The organism is Micromonospora sp. NPDC051141, from assembly GCF_044455765.1.
In the GTDB taxonomy this organism is placed as follows: domain Bacteria; phylum Actinomycetota; class Actinomycetes; order Mycobacteriales; family Micromonosporaceae; genus Micromonospora.
The window spans coordinates 64,669-79,563 of record NZ_JBITFD010000001.1 but is presented as its reverse complement, the minus strand read 5'-3'; the positions used below and the strand labels follow the sequence as shown (position 1 = coordinate 79,563).

At 74.4% G+C, this 14,895-nt stretch carries 11 protein-coding genes; 5 read left to right on the top strand and 6 right to left on the bottom strand.

All coding sequences use genetic code 11. The features are described 5' to 3' along the window. Nucleotides 1-65: 65 nt before the first annotated feature. Entirely contained in the window at nucleotides 66-899 is an 834-nt protein-coding gene (locus ACIA6B_RS00360) for an ABC transporter permease (protein ID WP_396769503.1), read from the top strand. A 162-nt stretch (nucleotides 900-1,061) separates the two neighbouring features. Here the strand turns inward: ACIA6B_RS00360 and ACIA6B_RS00355 are convergent, their stop codons facing one another. After that, nucleotides 1,062-2,243 carry an ABC transporter substrate-binding protein gene (locus ACIA6B_RS00355; RefSeq protein ID WP_396769501.1) on the bottom strand — a complete coding sequence of 394 codons (1,182 nt, stop codon included), beginning with the start codon at nucleotides 2,241-2,243 and terminating at the stop codon, nucleotides 1,062-1,064. A gap of 448 nt (nucleotides 2,244-2,691) precedes the next feature. On the opposite strand from ACIA6B_RS00355, the gene ACIA6B_RS00350 reads away from it, so the two are divergent. From ACIA6B_RS00350 to ACIA6B_RS00335, 4 genes are all read left to right on the top strand, one after another. Further along, the gene (locus ACIA6B_RS00350) at nucleotides 2,692-5,739 is read left to right on the top strand and encodes a nitrate- and nitrite sensing domain-containing protein (protein WP_396769499.1); all 3,048 of its coding nucleotides are present in this window, start codon (nucleotides 2,692-2,694) and stop codon (nucleotides 5,737-5,739) included. Next, complete coding sequence (locus tag ACIA6B_RS00345; protein WP_089155226.1) at nucleotides 5,736-6,143, top strand: roadblock/LC7 domain-containing protein; 408 nt, start codon at nucleotides 5,736-5,738, stop codon at nucleotides 6,141-6,143. Before ACIA6B_RS00350 ends, ACIA6B_RS00345 begins: the two co-directional genes overlap by 4 nt. A 62-nt stretch (nucleotides 6,144-6,205) precedes the next feature. Continuing rightward, nucleotides 6,206-6,568 (top strand): DUF742 domain-containing protein, encoded by a 363-nt coding sequence (locus ACIA6B_RS00340; protein ID WP_091065900.1) that lies wholly within the window; start codon nucleotides 6,206-6,208, stop codon nucleotides 6,566-6,568. Further along, entirely contained in the window at nucleotides 6,549-7,166 is a 618-nt protein-coding gene (locus ACIA6B_RS00335; RefSeq protein ID WP_396769497.1) for a GTP-binding protein, read from the top strand. Before ACIA6B_RS00340 ends, ACIA6B_RS00335 begins: the two co-directional genes overlap by 20 nt. Nucleotides 7,167-7,225: 59 nt before the next feature. Here ACIA6B_RS00335 and ACIA6B_RS00330 read toward each other — a convergent pair whose 3' ends face one another. The 5 genes from ACIA6B_RS00330 to ACIA6B_RS00310 are packed head-to-tail and all read right to left on the bottom strand — an operon-like array spanning nucleotide 7,226 to nucleotide 14,791. Further along, nucleotides 7,226-8,314, bottom strand: coding sequence for a uroporphyrinogen-III synthase (locus ACIA6B_RS00330; RefSeq protein WP_107157472.1), 1,089 nt, complete (start codon nucleotides 8,312-8,314; stop codon nucleotides 7,226-7,228). Next, on the bottom strand, nucleotides 8,315-8,662 hold the full coding sequence (nirD, locus tag ACIA6B_RS00325; protein ID WP_396769495.1) for a nitrite reductase small subunit NirD: 348 nt from the start codon (nucleotides 8,660-8,662) through the stop codon (nucleotides 8,315-8,317). Further along, nucleotides 8,659-11,199, bottom strand: a complete 2,541-nt coding sequence (nirB, locus tag ACIA6B_RS00320) for a nitrite reductase large subunit NirB (protein ID WP_396769493.1) — start codon at nucleotides 11,197-11,199, stop codon at nucleotides 8,659-8,661. Before nirB ends, nirD begins: the two co-directional genes overlap by 4 nt. Beyond that, nucleotides 11,196-12,686, bottom strand: a complete 1,491-nt coding sequence (locus ACIA6B_RS00315; RefSeq protein WP_396769491.1) for an FAD-dependent oxidoreductase — start codon at nucleotides 12,684-12,686, stop codon at nucleotides 11,196-11,198. The genes nirB and ACIA6B_RS00315 overlap by 4 nt, the downstream gene beginning before the upstream one ends. Further along, nucleotides 12,683-14,791 (bottom strand): molybdopterin oxidoreductase family protein, encoded by a 2,109-nt coding sequence (locus ACIA6B_RS00310; RefSeq protein WP_396769489.1) that lies wholly within the window; start codon nucleotides 14,789-14,791, stop codon nucleotides 12,683-12,685. The genes ACIA6B_RS00315 and ACIA6B_RS00310 overlap by 4 nt, the downstream gene beginning before the upstream one ends. Between the last annotated feature and the right edge of the window lie 104 nt (nucleotides 14,792-14,895).

Here is a 14,895-nt window from a genome sequence, read left to right as displayed (position 1 = left end):
GACACCCGGTGGGCGCACCCCCTTCGCGTGCCGGTCGTGCCGACCGGCCGGACAAGGAGGACACGTTGACGCAGTTGACCGAGGCCCGGCCGGGAGCGCCGGCGGAGCCGGCGCGCGCCCGGCGCGGTCGGGGCGTACCCCCGGCGGCGGTCGGCCTGCCGGTGCTCGGGCTGGTCATCGCGGTGGCCGCCTGGTGGCTGGTCACCTCCGTGCTGCACCTGGTGCACCCGGTCGCGCTGCCGCCGCCGCAGGCGGTGGCCCGTTCGCTCGCCGCCACCACCGACGTGCTGCTGCCCGCCCTGGGGATCACCACCTGGATGACGCTCTCGGGCTTCCTGCTCTCGTCGGTCGTCGGCGTGCTGATCGGGATGGCGCTGGCCGCGTCCCGCCGGGTGGAGCGGATGTTCGCGCCGCTGCTGGTGGCGGTGAACGCGGTCCCGAAGATCGCCTTCGGTCCGCTGCTCGTGGTGGCCGTGGGCTTCGGTCAGAAACCCATCCTGACCATGGTGTTCCTGCTCTGCTTCTTCCCGATCGTGCTCTCCACCGCCACCGGCCTGACCACCACCCCGGCCGACCTGGCGGAGCTGGGCCGGTCGCTGAACGCCTCCTGGTGGCAGTCGTTCCGCAAGGTCCGCCTGCCGGCCGCGTTGCCGCAGATCTTCGTCGGCCTCAAGGTGGCCATGCCGCTGGCCGCGATCGGCGCGGTGATCGGGGAGTTCTACTCGGACCGTCCCGGCCTCGGTTACCAGATCCTCCAGTACAACGGCGTGGGCGACACGGCGACCGCGTGGGCGGCCATCATGCTGGTGGCGCTGATGAGCATCGTGCTCTACGCGGCCCTGAGCGCGATCGAGCGGTTCGCCCTCCCGTGGGTGCGCGCCACCACCTCCGCCCGCTGACCGTCGACCGAGAACGTCACGTCGACCGAGGACTCCGACAGATCGACCGCAACCCACGGTCGGCACTCGACCACGACAGGTGTGGCCCCACCGCAACCGGCGCAGGGATCAAGCCTGACCGCCCGGAGCCGGTTGCGGTGGGGCCACACCCCACGCTGACCACTACCCGGCGAGCCGCCACCGACCCCCACGCGCCACCAGCGTCGTCAGCGCCTGCGGCATCAACCCGGAGTGGTTGTCCGGCGTCATCCGGATCGGGCCGGACAGGCCGTCGAGCTGCGAGGTCTCCAGCACGTCACGCAGCGCGTCCCGGTCCACCTTCCCCCGTTCGCCGCCGGCGCGCTGCTCGGCGTCCGCGATGAGCTGGACCGCGTCGGCGGCGAACGAGGAGAACCCGTTGTAGCCGCCGAACCGGGCGGTGTAGTCCTGGAACCACTGCCGTCGGGCGGCCTTGGCCGGGGTGGTGGCGATGACGTCGTCGATCACCATCGTCTGGGTGAAGATCAGCGTGGCCAGCTCGGTGGAGCGGGCCGACGGGCCGAGGAACAGCTCGCCGGCGGCCGAGGCGTCGAAGAAGAGCGACCCGCGGAAGTTGCGCTGCCGGGCGGTGGTGGCGGCCAGCGTCGCCTGCTCCGGGGGCGTCCAGAGGATCAGGGCCTGCGGCTTCTTCTCGACCAGGTCGTCGATCTGCGCGCTCACCTCGGTGTCGGTGGTCCGCACCGCCTCGGCGGCGACCAGCTTCACCGACGTCTTGCCGAACTCGCGGCGCAGCGCGGCGACCCCTTCCTGGCCGTACCCGTCGGCGCTGTGCAGCACCGCCACCTTGCGGATGGTGCGCCGGGTCAGTTCGGTGGTGAGGGCCGCCGCGCTGTCCACCGCGTTCGGGGCGAGCTTGAAGACGTACCGGCGCTGGTCGACCGGTTCCGTGACCGCGCCGGCGGAAGCGAGCGCGATGGTCGGAATGCGCTTGTCGTTGATCGTGCGCGCCGCGCCGACGGCGCATTCGTTGCAGCCGCCCATGATGACGGCGCTCACCTGAGCGTCGCCGCTGAAATCATTGATGTTGCGCAAGGATTCGGCCGCGTCGGAGCGGTTGTCCTTGACTCGCAGTTCGATCTTCCGGCCGCCCAGCACGCCGGAGGCGTTCAGCTGGTCCCTCTTCAGTTCCAGCGCCCGTTGGTAGACCTTGCCGATCGGCGCGGAGGCGCCGGAGAGTTCGAGGTCGGCGGCGATCACGATGGGGCTGGTGTCCTGCGGTTCCCCGCCGATCCCGCAGCCGGTGAGCGTGGTGGCCAGCACGGCCGATGCGAGCACCGCGATGCTCGCGGAGCGGATGGGGCTCAACTCAGTCCTCCAGGGTGCGGCGCGGGCCGGCGCCCGATCACCGCCGCTTGTCCGTCCTCAGTGGAGGAACGGGATTGGTGTGCCGTACGGTGTGCGCGAAGCTTGCAAAACCTTGCCAATGCCGGGCCCTGTGGTCAAGCGGGGATGCCGGATGCCGTTTCGGGACGGTCATCCCACATGTTGGGGACACGAAACGTTAACTGACAATTACTGCGCAGATGCGCTTGGCCACTCTGGAGTGACATCCCCTGTTCAGGGGGTTGGAGAAAAGAAGGTATTAGGTGACCGGATCGCGGGTTGAGTCCACACCGACCGTTTCCTACCTCACCGCGGCTTCCCAAAAAGGATCTCGTCTGATGAAATCTCGGCCGTGCCGCGCGTGGCGCTGGCCGCTGCACCAGGCACGGGTCAGCGGGTCACGCGTGGAAGAAACGACGGAGGCGATGTCGTGAGCACCGGACCTACGACCCTGCCCGGGAGCCCCAGCGCCGAACAGCGGAATCGGCGGCGGCGTCTACCTCGGCTGCGTGACGCGCGGATCCGCTCCAAGCTCGCCCTCATCCTGGTCGTTCCGGTGGCGGCTGTCATCGCACTGGCAACTATCCGACTTATTTCGGTGGGTCAGGGCGCGTACGAGGCGGACCAGGTCCGGGCGCTGACCGCGGTCTCGGTCGACGTCTCGGCGCTCACCCAGGAGCTGCACAAGGAGCGGATGGCGGCAGCCGCCTTCCTGGCCGACACGAACCAGAAGCCGGACGACTACAACCTGCGGGTCCGGCGCACCGACGAGCGCATCGCGGCCTACCGGGAGGAGCGCGGCACGCTCGGCGACGTGCCGGCCGCGGTCCGGGACCGGCTGAAGGTGATCGACGACCACCTGGAGACGCTGAACGGCACCCGCCAGGAGGTGCTCGACCGCCTCCAGATGCCGGTGGCCGAGGCGAGCCTGCGCTACGGCATCGTCCTCGACGACCTCGTCGCGTACGGCGACACGCTGGCCCAGCAGCCCGGCGCGGAGAGCCTCGCCGACGCCCGGCGCGCGGTGGCCGCGTTCGCCCACGCCAAGGCAGAGGTCGCGGAGGAACAGGCGGTCGTGTTCACCGCGCTCGCGGTCGGCGACCGGATCGACGAGGAGCAGTTCTCCTCGTTCGTGGCCACGCTGACCGGCCAGCAGGAGGCCCTGCTCTCGTTCTCCCGGGCCGCCGCTCCGGCGCAGCGGGGCCTGGTGGACCGCACCGTCTCCGGTGACGCCGTCCAGCTCGCCGACCGGGTCGCGGCCGACCTGTCCCGGTCCATCGGCAAGCCCGCGCTGGTCACCCGCGACGAGGCGTCCGCCGCCATCGGCGCGGTCGACGACCTGATGCGGTGGGCGGAGATCCAGCTCCTCGACGACCTGCTCGCCGACGCCGACGCGGTCCGCACCGACGTGATCCGGCAGGCGTTCGTGGAGAGCCTGCTCGTGCTGCTGACGCTGGCCGTCGCCGTGACGCTCGCCGTGGTGCTCGCCCGCTCGCTCAACGACTCGCTGCGCCGGCTCCGTGAGGGCGCGCTCTCCGTGGCCAACCACGACCTGCCGGACGCGGTGAGCCGGCTCCAGAACGTCAACGCCATCGGTGACGGTGGCGTCGACGAGATCGTCCAGCAGGTGCGGGACCCGATCAAGCTGACCAACCGCGACGAGGTCGGCCAGGTGGCGGTGGCCTTCAACGTGGTCCACCGGGAGGCGGTCCGGGTGGCGGCGGAGCAGGCCGCGCTGCGGACCAGCGTCTCGGCGATGTTCCTCAACCTGGCCCGCCGCTCGCAGAGCCTGGTCGACCGGATGATCGGCGAGCTGGACGCGATCGAGCGTGGCGAGGAGGACCCGAAGCGGCTCGCCCAGCTCTTCGAGCTGGACCACCTGGCCACCCGGATGCGCCGCAACGACGAGAACCTGCTGGTCCTGGCCGGCGCCGACTCGGCCGTGCCGCGCCGCGACGACGCGCTCCTGGTCGACGTGCTGCGCGCCGCCCAGTCCGAGGTGGAGCTCTACAACCGGATCGAGTTCGGCACCGTGGACATCGACATCTCGGTGGCCGCGCAAGCCGTCAACGACGTGGTCCGTCTGGTCGCGGAGCTGCTCGACAACGCCACCCGGTTCTCGCCGCCGAACACCGTGGTGGTGGCCGACGGCCGGCGGATCCGTGACTACGTGCTGATCCAGGTGGAGGACCGGGGCCTCGGCCTCACCGACGACCAGCTCGACTCGCTCAACCGGCGACTGGCCGCGCCGCCGACCGTCGACGTGGCCGCGTTCCGGCTGATGGGTCTGGCCGTGGTCAGCCGGCTCGCCTCCCGCCACGGGATCCGGGTCGAACTGCGCCGCAACGTCGAGGGCGGCACGGTCGCCCAGGTCACGCTGCCGAACGCGACGGTGGTGCTGCCGGCCAACCGGGGCCAGGCCCCGTTGACCCGGCCGCGCCAGCCGCTCGCCGTCGAGCAGTCGCCGCTCAGCCAGGTCGGCGCCGCCGACGCGCTGGCCGGCGCCGGCCGGGGCGGCACCGCCACCCTGGCCGACCAGTGGCGCAGCACGGTCACCCCGCCGCCCGCGCGCTGGCAGGCGCCCGCCGAGGCGCGGGACACCGCGCCGGCCGTGCAGTTCGGCGGCATGCCCGGCACGCTGCCTCCGGTGCCCGCCGCCCCGGTCGCCGCCGCGCCCGCAGCCGCGCCGGCCCCGGAGACGGGCTGGTCGGCGGGAGGCCCGACGGTCGCGTACCCGGCTCTCGAACCGCTGCCCAAGCGAACGCCGAACGGCGAGACGGCGACGACGAACAATCCCGCGCCGTCGGCCTTCCAGCCGTTCGCCGCCGGGCCGGCGGTGGAGGCCACCCCGGCCGCGCCGGTGGTGGCCCGGCCGGACCGGCCGGCCGAGGCGCCGATATTCCGGGAGATGGAGGCGGTCTGGTTCCGCTCGCACGGAGAGGACGAGACCACGATCTTCACCCGTCCCCGGTTCGACGAGCCGCCACCCGCTGCGGCGCAGCCTGCCCCGGCGCAGCCCGCCGCGGCGACCCGGCCGCCGCTGCCCACCCGAACCCCGGGAGCCCAGGCGTCGGGGCTGAGCACACCGCCCGCGTACAGCCCGCCGGCGGCCCCGCCCACACCGCCCGCCGCGGCGGCGCCGGCGGCGGTGAACCCGCCCGCGCCCGCGCCGGAGCCCGCGCCGGCTCCGCCGATCGACCCGGAGGCGTGGCGGACGGCGGCCGACGACGGCTGGTCCCGGGCCAGTCAGGCCGCGGAGCCCACGACCGGCGGCACGACCCGGTCCGGCCTGCCCAAGCGGGTGCCGCAGGCACAGCTCGTGCCGGGCGGGATCGAACCGAAGAGCGGCCGGGACCGCAGCCGACGCACGCCGGACGAGGTACGGGGTCTGCTCTCCGCCTACCACCGTGGCGTCCAGCGGGGCCGCACGGCCGGCACCGACCTGAACAGCACCTCGACCAAGGAGACGAACCGATGAACAGGCCGGCGGCCATGCAGGACATGGGTTGGTTGCTCACCAACTTCGCCGACAGTGTGGCGGGTATCGCGCACGTGGTGGCGGTGTCCGCGGACGGGTTGCTCCTCGCCTCCTCCCGGGATCTGCCCCAGGACCGCGCCGACCAGCTCGCCGCGATCACCTCCGGCGTGGTCAGCCTCACCGAGGGCGCGGCGCGGATGTTCAGCGCCGGCGGCGTGTTGCAGACCGTGATCGAGATGGACAGTGGCTACCTCTTCCTGATGTCCATCAGCGACGGCTCGTCGATGGCCGTGCTGGCCGCCCGTAGCTGTGACGTCGGGCAGGTCGGCTACGAGATGGCGTTGCTGGTGGAGCGGGTCGGCCAGGCGCTGGTGCCGCTGCCGCGGGACGCCGTCCGTTCCTGACGCTCTGTTGACCTGGTGATCCGGAGCCGGTCCGGCTCCGTACGAGGGGAGGTGATCGCGAGATGGAACCGCGACGTGATCCGCGTGGCGCGTTGGTGCGACCGTACGCGGTCACCCGCGGCCGCACCGAGCCGTTGCAGAACATCGCGCTCGAGGCGGTCCTGTCGAGCACGGCCACCCAGTCCGCCGAGGCGCGGTTCGCCGGGCACGACAAATACCGCATCTCCTCGGTCTGTGAAGGCCGGGCACAGTCGCTGGCGGAAATCGCCGCTTACACCCGGATGCCGCTGGGCGTCACCCGGGTGCTGGTCGCCGACATGGTGGCCGAGGGCCTGCTGACGCTACACAGCGCCGCTCCCGCGACGGGCTTCGCGGCGCGGATGAACCTGCTTGGAAGGGTGCTAAGTGGACTTCGCGAACTATGACCCCGACGGGGCGAGCCGCGGCCGGGAGATCATCTCCGCGAAGATCGTGATCGCGGGTGGCTTCGGGGTGGGCAAGACCACCCTGGTCGGGGCGATCTCCGAGATCCAGCCGCTGACCACCGAGGCGTTGATGACCGCGGCCGGCGTGGGCATCGACGACCCGTCGAAGGTGCCGGGCAAGGAGACCACCACGGTCGCCATGGACTTCGGCCGGATCACCATGGCCGAGGACCTGATCCTCTATCTCTTCGGCACGCCGGGCCAGACCCGCTTCTGGTTCATGTGGGACGAGATCATCCGGGGCGCGGTGGGCGCGGCGGTGCTGGTGGACACGCGCCGGATCACCGACGCGTTCGCGCCGCTTGACTACTTCGAGAACCGCAAGCTGCCGTACGTGGTGGCGCTCAACCGGTTCGACGACGCGCCGCACTACGAGATGGAGGAGATCCGGGAGGCGCTCGCCATCTCCCCGGACGTCCCGATGGTCCTGTGCGACGCGCGGCGGCGGGACTCGGTCAAGCAGGTGCTGGTGACCGTGGTCGAGCACGCCATGCTCCGACTCCAGGCCGAGCACGGGTACCCGGCCTCGGTGGGCTGACCCGGCACGTCGCATGTCGGCACCTCGCCGCACGCGACGCCTGCCGGAGCTGAGCCGGCTCAGTCCACCCGGAGCCGGTAGCCGCGCTTCACCACGGTCTGCACCACCCGGGGCGCCCGCAGCCCCACCCGCAGCCGGGCCACCGCCATCTCGACGGCATGTTCGTCGGCGCCCCGGGGCAGCGTGCGCAGCAGCGCGGTGCGGGAGAGCACCTTGCCGGGCGACGCGGCCAGCGCCCGCAGCACGGCCATCGGAGCCGGCGCCAACTGACGCAGCTCCCCGTCCACCACCGCGGCGTGACCGCGCAACGTGAGCACGTGCCCCGCCGCCTTCACGGAGACCGTCCGGCGGGGCAGTTCCTCGACGATGGTCCGGACCAGCGCGCCGAGCCGGGCCCGGCTCGGCGCGCTGACCGGCACCCCGCGCCGTACCAGCGGTTCGGCGGTGACGGTGCCCACGCACCCGGCCAGCACGTCGCCGCGCAGCGCCGCCAGCACCGTCTCGGTCCGGTCCCCGGCGGCCCGCAGCAGCGCCTCGGCCGCCGGGGCGGAGGTGAACGTGACGGCGTCGACCAGCCGGCCGGCGACCAGGTCGATGAGCCGGTGCAGCGGCGCCGGGTCGGCCGGCGGCGCCCACCGGTAGACCGGCACCTCGATCACCGTGGCCCCGGCCGCGACCAGCGCCTCGGTGCACTCCGGCTGCCGGTCGCCGTGCAGTTGCAGCGCCACCACCTGGCCGGCCACGCCGCGTCGGACCAGGTGCTCGACCACCTCGTCGCAGGACTCCGAGGCGGGCGACCAGTGCTCACGCAGCCCGGCCGCGCGGATCGCCCCGGTCGCCTTGGGCCCGCGGGACACCACGTACGCCCGGGTGAGCGTGTCGCGCAGCGGCTCGGCCAGCCCCCAGCCCTCGGCCGCCTCCAGCCAGCCCCGCATCCCGATGCCGGTGTTGGCCATCAGCACGTCCGGCGGGTGTGCCAGGCAGGCCCGGGTCGCCTCGCGCAGGTCGGTGTCGTCGGCCAGCGGCACGATCCGCAGCGCCGGGGCGAGCACCACCCGGGCGCCGCGCCGCTGGAACAACGCGGCCAGCTCGTCGCGCCGCCGGTCCGCGGTGACCCCGATGGTGAAGCCCGCCAGTTCGTCCCGCATTCACTCCTCCTGCCGCAGCCGCACCTCGACCAGGCCGTCCCGGCAGCGCACCCGGTGCCGCCGCAGCGTCACCCCGGGCAGGTCCAGGCAGTGCCCGGTGGTGAGGTCGTACACCTGCTTGTGCAGGGGGGAGGCGAGCGTCGGCACCCCGCCCCGGCTGCCCACCAGGCCCCGGGACATCACGTACGCGCCACCGACCGGGTCCAGGTTGTCCACCGCGAACAGCCCGCCGGCGGTACGGAAGAGCGCGACCTGCACCCCGTCCACGAGCGCCGCGACGCCCCGGTCGAGGTCGAGCCGGTCCAGCGGGCAGACCGGCGTCCAGCGCACCGTCACGGTCGGGCTCATCGGCGTACCTCCGGCAGGCCCAGCACGACGGGCTGCCGCCGGCCCTCCCCGCCCGGTGGCGCGCCGCGTGCCGGCACCGGCTGGCCCCGCTCCACCGCGAAGGTGATGGACGGGTCCGGCACGTCCGGCGCGTTGACGAACGAGGTGAAGCGGCGCAGCCGTTCCGGGTCCTCCAGCACGTCCCGCCACTCGTCGGAGTACCCGTCGACGTGCCGGGCCATCGCCGCGTCGAGGTCGGCGCAGAGCCCCAGCGCGTCGTCCACCAGCACCGACCGGAGGTGGTCCAGGCCGCCGTCCATGGCCTCGATCCAGGCGGCCGTCCGCTGTAGGCGATCCGCGGTGCGCACGTAGTACATGAGGAACCGGTCGATGAGCGTGACCAGCTCCGCGGTGCTCAGGTCGGTGGCGAACAGGTCGGCGTGCCGGGGCCGGAAGCCGCCGTTGCCGCCGACGTACAGGTTCCAGCCGGTCTCGGTGGCGATGATGCCGAAGTCCTTGCCGCGCGCCTCGGCGCACTCCCGGGCGCAGCCGGAGACCGCCGACTTCAGCTTGTGCGGGGCGCGCAGGCCCCGGTAGCGCAGCTCCAACGCGATGGCCAGCCCGACCGAGTCCTGCACGCCGTACCGGCACCAGGTGTCCCCGACGCAGGACTTCACCGTGCGCAGCGCCTTGCCGTACGCGTGCCCGGACTCGAAACCGGCGTCGACCAGCCGGCGCCAGATCTGCGGGAGCTGGTCGACCCGTGCGCCGAACAGGTCGATCCGCTGCCCGCCGGTGATCTTGGTGTAGAGCTGGAAGTCGCGCGCCACCTCGCCGATCGCGATCAGCTTCTCCGGGGTGATCTCGCCGCCGGGGATCCGGGGCACCACCGAGTAGCTGCCGTCGCGTTGCAGGTTGGCCAGGAAGTGGTCGTTGGTGTCCTGGAGGGACGCCGCCTCGCCGTCGAGCACGTGCCCGGTGCCGAGCGAGGCCAGGATCGAGGCCACCACCGGCTTGCAGATGTCGCAGCCGCGTCCGCGCCCGTGCTCGGCGACCAACCGGGAGAACGTGCCGATGCCCCGGACCCGGACCAGGTCGAACAGCTCCTGCCGGCTCAGGTCGAAGTGCTCGCAGAGCGCGGTGGACTGCCGCACCCCGGCGGCGTCCAGCAACTGCTTCAGCATCGGCACGCAGGAGCCGCAGCTCGTGCCGGCCCGGGTGCACGCCTTCAGCGTCGGTACGTCGGTCGCCCCGCCGGCGATCGCCGCGTCCAGGTCGGCCCGGGTCACCGCGTTGCAGGAGCAGACCTGCGCGGCGGCCGGCAGCGCGCCGGCCCCGGCCCCCGGGCCGCCGGCCGGGGCGAGCAGCGCCAGCGGGGGACCGGGCAGCGGCCCGCCGACGCTCGCCCGCAGCGTCGGGTAGGCGCTCGCGTCCCCGACCAGCACGCCGCCGAGCAGCGTCCGCGCGTCGTCGGAGAGGACCAGCTTCGCGTACGAGCGGGTGGCCGGGTCGGTGTACGTCACGTCGAGGCAGCCGGCGGTGACGCCGTGCGCGTCGCCGAACGAGGCCACGTCCACGCCGAGCAGCTTCAACTTGGTCGCGGTGTCCGCCCCGGGGAACGTGGCCGCGCCACCGAGCAGCCGGTCGGCGACCACCTCGGCGGTCGCGTACCCGGGCGCGACCAGGCCGTGGCAGACGCCCTCCACCGCCGCGCACTCGCCGACCGCCCAGATCCGCTCGTCGGCGGTCCGGCACGCCGCGTCCACCAGCACCCCGCCGCGCGGGCCCAGCGGCAGCCCGGCGGAGCGGGCCAGCTCGTCCCGGGGCCGGATGCCGGCCGCGACCACCACCAGTTCCGCGTCGACCGTGCGGCCGTCCGCGAGGTCCAGCGCGGCCACCGTGCCGTCCGGGCCGGGGCGCAACGCCGTGGTGGCCACCCCGAGGTACGGGGTGACGCCCAGCTCCTCCACGTAGCGCCGGAGCATCGCCCCGCCGGCGTCGTCCACCTGCACCGGCATCAGCCGGGGCGCGAACTCGACCACGCTGGTGGCGAGCCCCAGCAGGCGCAGCGCGTTGGCCGCCTCCAGGCCGAGCAGGCCGCCGCCGATCACCGCGCCGGTCCGCCGGCCCTCGGCGTGCGCCCGGATCGCGGCCAGGTCGTCGAGCGTCCGGTAGACGAAGACGCCCGGCAGATCGGTGCCGTCGACCGGCGGGACGAACGCGTACGAGCCGGTGGCCAGCACCAACGCGTCGTACGGGTGCTCGCCGGTCGCCGTGGTCACCACCCGTCGCGCCCGGTCCACGCCGGTGGCCGGCTCGCCCAGCCGCAGCTCGACGCCGTCGTCCGGGGTGTGCAGCCGTAACTCGTCCGCGTCCACGCCGTCGAAGACGGCCGAGAGCCGCACCCGGTCGTACGCCGGACGCCGCTCCTCGGCCAGCACGGTGACCCGCCACCGCCCGTCCCGGTCGCGGGCCCGCAGCGCCTCCACGAAGCGCTGCCCGGCCATCCCGTTGCCGACCACCACCAGCCTGCTGATCCGCCCGCTTCGCTCGCTCATGACACCTGCACCGCCTCCCGATCCGCATCCGTCTCGCGTACCTCGTCGGTTGTCGGCGGGTCCGCCTCGGCGAGCCAGGCGGCGATGCCGGTCACCGCGTCCCGGCAGCCGCCACAACCGGTGGCGGCCCTGGTCGCCGCGGACAGCGCCGCGACGCTCCGGGCGCCGGCCCGCCAGCCCGCCACCAGCGCGCCCCTGGTCACGTCGTTGCACCGGCACACGACTGCCGCGTCCGGCATCAGCGCCGGGGACGCGGCCGGCTCGGCCGGTGCGCCGACCGCGCGGCCGAGCAGCAGCGCGCGCCGGTCCGCCGGCACCGGCGCGCCCCGGTCGAAGAGCTGCACCACGGTGCCGACCGCCGGGTTGTCGCCGAGCAGGATCGCGCCGGTCAGCCGCTCGTCGCGGATCCGCAGCCGGGCGTACGTGCCGCGGGCCGGGTCGGCGAACGTCAGCTCCTCGACCGGGCCGCTCCCGTCCGGGTCGCCGGTCCCGTCCGGGTCGCCCATCGCGGCCAGGTCGATCCCGGCCGCCTTCAGCCGGGTCACCGTCGGTCGGGGCCGGTAGCGGGCCGCCGCGTCGTCCCCGGTCAGCACGTCGGCCACCACCCGCGCCTGCGTCCAGGCCGGCGCCACCAGCCCGGTCAGCGTCCCGTCGTGCTGGGCGCAGTCGCCCACCGCCGAGATGCGCGGGTCGCTGGTCCGCATCCGGTCGTCCACCACCACGCCCCGGTCGACGGCGAGCCCGGCCGCCCGGGCCAGCGCGGTGTCCGGGCGTACGCCGCAGCAGAGCACCAGCAGGTCGGCCGCGAGCGGCTCACCGTCGGCCAGGTGGAGCCGGACGCCGGCGGCGTCGACGGTCACCCGGGTCGCCGACACGCCGAGCCGGGCCCGGACGCCCAGCCCGGTCAGGGTGCCCGCGAGGACCGCCCCGGCGGCCGGGTCGAGCTGCCGTTCCATCAGGTGCCCGTGCGGGTGGACCACCGTCACGTCGAGGCCCCGGGCGGCGAGGCCCCGGGCCGCCTCCAGCCCGAGCAGCCCGCCGCCGAGCACCAGGGCGCGACGCGCGTCCCGGGCGACGGCGAGGATCCGCCGGCAGTCGGCGAGCGTGCGGAACGGGACCACCCGCGCCGGCAGCGGGTCGAGCCCGGGCAGCGGCGGCACCACGGCCCGGCTGCCGGTGGCCAGCACCAGATGGTCGTAGCCGTACCGGCCGCCGTCGGCGGTGCGGACCTCCCGGGCCGCCCGGTCGACGGCGGAGACCGACGAGCCGGTCCGTACGTCCACCCGTGGGCCGAGCGCCTCGACCAGCTCCACGTCCGGCTCGCCGATCTTCCCGGCGAGCAGGGTGGAGAGCATGATCCGGTTGTACGCCCGGTGCGGCTCCGCCCCGAGCACGGTGATCCGCCGGTCCCCGCCCCGCGCGTGCAGCTCGGCGGCGAGCCGGGCCCCGGCCATGCCGTACCCGACGACGACGATGCGCCCGGTCATGCCCGCTCCACCCGGACCGCGCAGATCTTGAACTCGGGCATCCCGGAGACCGGGTCGAGCGCGTCGTTGGTGACCGAGTTGGCGCGGGCCGCGCCGGGCCAGTGGAACGGGGCGAAGACGGTGTCCGGCCGGATCGCCGGGCTGAGCCGGGCCGGCGCGCGCAGCTCGCCCCGGCGGGAGACCACCCGCACCGGCGTCCCGTCGCTCACGTCGAGTCGGGCGGCCAGGTCGGGGTGCAGCTCGACGAAGCCGCCCGGTGCGGCCCGGCGCAGCGCGGCGACCCGACGGGTCTGCGTGCCGGACTGGTACTGCGCCAGCACCCGCCCGGTGGTGAAGTGCAGCGGATAGTCGGCGCAGACCGGCTCGGCGGCCGGGCGGTGGGTCACCGGGTGGAACCGGGCCCGGCCGTCCGGGGTGGGGAACCGGTCGGCGAAGAGGCGGGGCCGGTCCGGGCCGTCCGCGTCCGGGCAGGGCCAGAACACGCCCTCGTCGGCGTCGATCCGCTCCCAGGTGATCCCGGCGTAGTCGGCCGGACCGCCGGCCGAGGCGCGCCGCAGCTCCTCGAACACCGTCCGCGGGTCGGTCGGCAGCGGTGCGCCGTCGGTCAGGCGGGCGGCCAGCGCGGCGAGGATCTCCAGGTCGGTGCGGACGCCGGCGGGTGGCGGGCGGAACGCGCGCCGGCGCAGCACCCGTCCCTCCAGGTTGGTCATCGTGCCGTCCTCCTCGGCCCACTGGGTCACCGGCAGCACCACATCGGCCAGCTCGGCCGTCTCCGAGCGGAGCAGGTCGGCGACCACGAGCAGGTCGAGGTCGCGCAGCCGGGACTCGATCCGGGTGGCGCGCGGCGCGGAGACGACCGGGTTGGAGCCGAACACCAGCAGCGCCCTCGGCCCGGACGGGGTGCCGAGCGAGTCGAGCAGTTGGTAGGCGGGCACCCCCGGGCCGGGCAGCGTCGCCGGGTCGACGCCCCACACGCCGGCCACGTGCTCCCGGGCCGCCGGGTCGTCGATCCGCCGGTAGCCGGGGAGCTGGTCGGCCTTCTGCCCGTGCTCGCGTCCGCCCTGCCCGTTGCCCTGCCCGGTCAGGCAGCCGTAGCCGGAGCCGGGTCGGCCGGGCAGGCCGAGCGCGAGCGCCAGGTTGATGAAGGCGGTGACCGTGTCGACGCCCTTGGCGTGCTGCTCGGCCCCCCGGGCGGTGAGAATGATCGCGCGGTCCGCGCCGGCCAGCGCGCGGGCGGTGGCCTCCAGGTCGGCCACCGGCACGCCGGAGAGGCGCTCCGCCTCCGCCGGCCAGCAGCCGGCGACGGTGCGCCGGACCTCGTCGAACCCGGTGGTACGCGACGCGACGTACGCCCGGTCGACGAGGCCCTCGGTGAGCGCGATGTGCAGCAGCGCGTTGGCCACCGCCAGGTCGGTGCCGGGCAGCGGTTGCAGGTGCAGGTCGGCCTGGCGGGCGGTGGCGGTGGCCCGGGGGTCGATCACGATCAGCCGGCCGCCGCGCGCCCGCTGGTCGGCGACGTGCCGCATCAGCGGCGGCATGGTCTCGGCCGGGTTCGCGCCGACCAGCAGCAGCGTGTCCGCCCGGCCCAAATCGGCGAGCGGGAACGGCAGACCCCGGTCGACGCCGAAGGCGCGGTTGCCGGCCGCGGCGGCCGACGACATGCACCAGCGGCCGTTGTAGTCGATGTGCCGGGTGCGCAGCGTCACCCGGGCGAACCGGCCCAGCGCGTACGCCTTCTCGTTGGTCAGCCCGCCGCCGCCGAAGACCGCGACCGCGACCGGGCCGTACCGGTCGCGGACCGTGTGCAGGCCGGCGGCGACCCGGTCGAGCGCCTCGTCCCAGCCCGCCGGGCGCAGCTCGCCGCCGGGCCGGTCGCGCAGCAGCGGCGTGGTGAGCCGCTCCGGGTGGTCGAGCAGTTCGGCGGCGGTCCAGCCCTTCTGGCACAGCCCGCCCCGGTTGGTGGGGAAGTCCCGTGCGCCGACCTCGACGCCGTCGCCGGCGCCGCGCAGCACCATGCCGCACTGCAACGCGCAGTACGGGCAGTGCGTGGCCGCCTCCCGGGGGAGCACCCCCGATCGCGTCGCCACGCGTGCACCGTCTGTCATGTCGGAAAAGCGTGCCGCCGGGCGGTTTCCGGCCCGGGTCCCTTCTGTTTCGGTCCTGTCAAGAGCGCCTCACACCGCACAGGGCTGACGGCACGGATCGACTG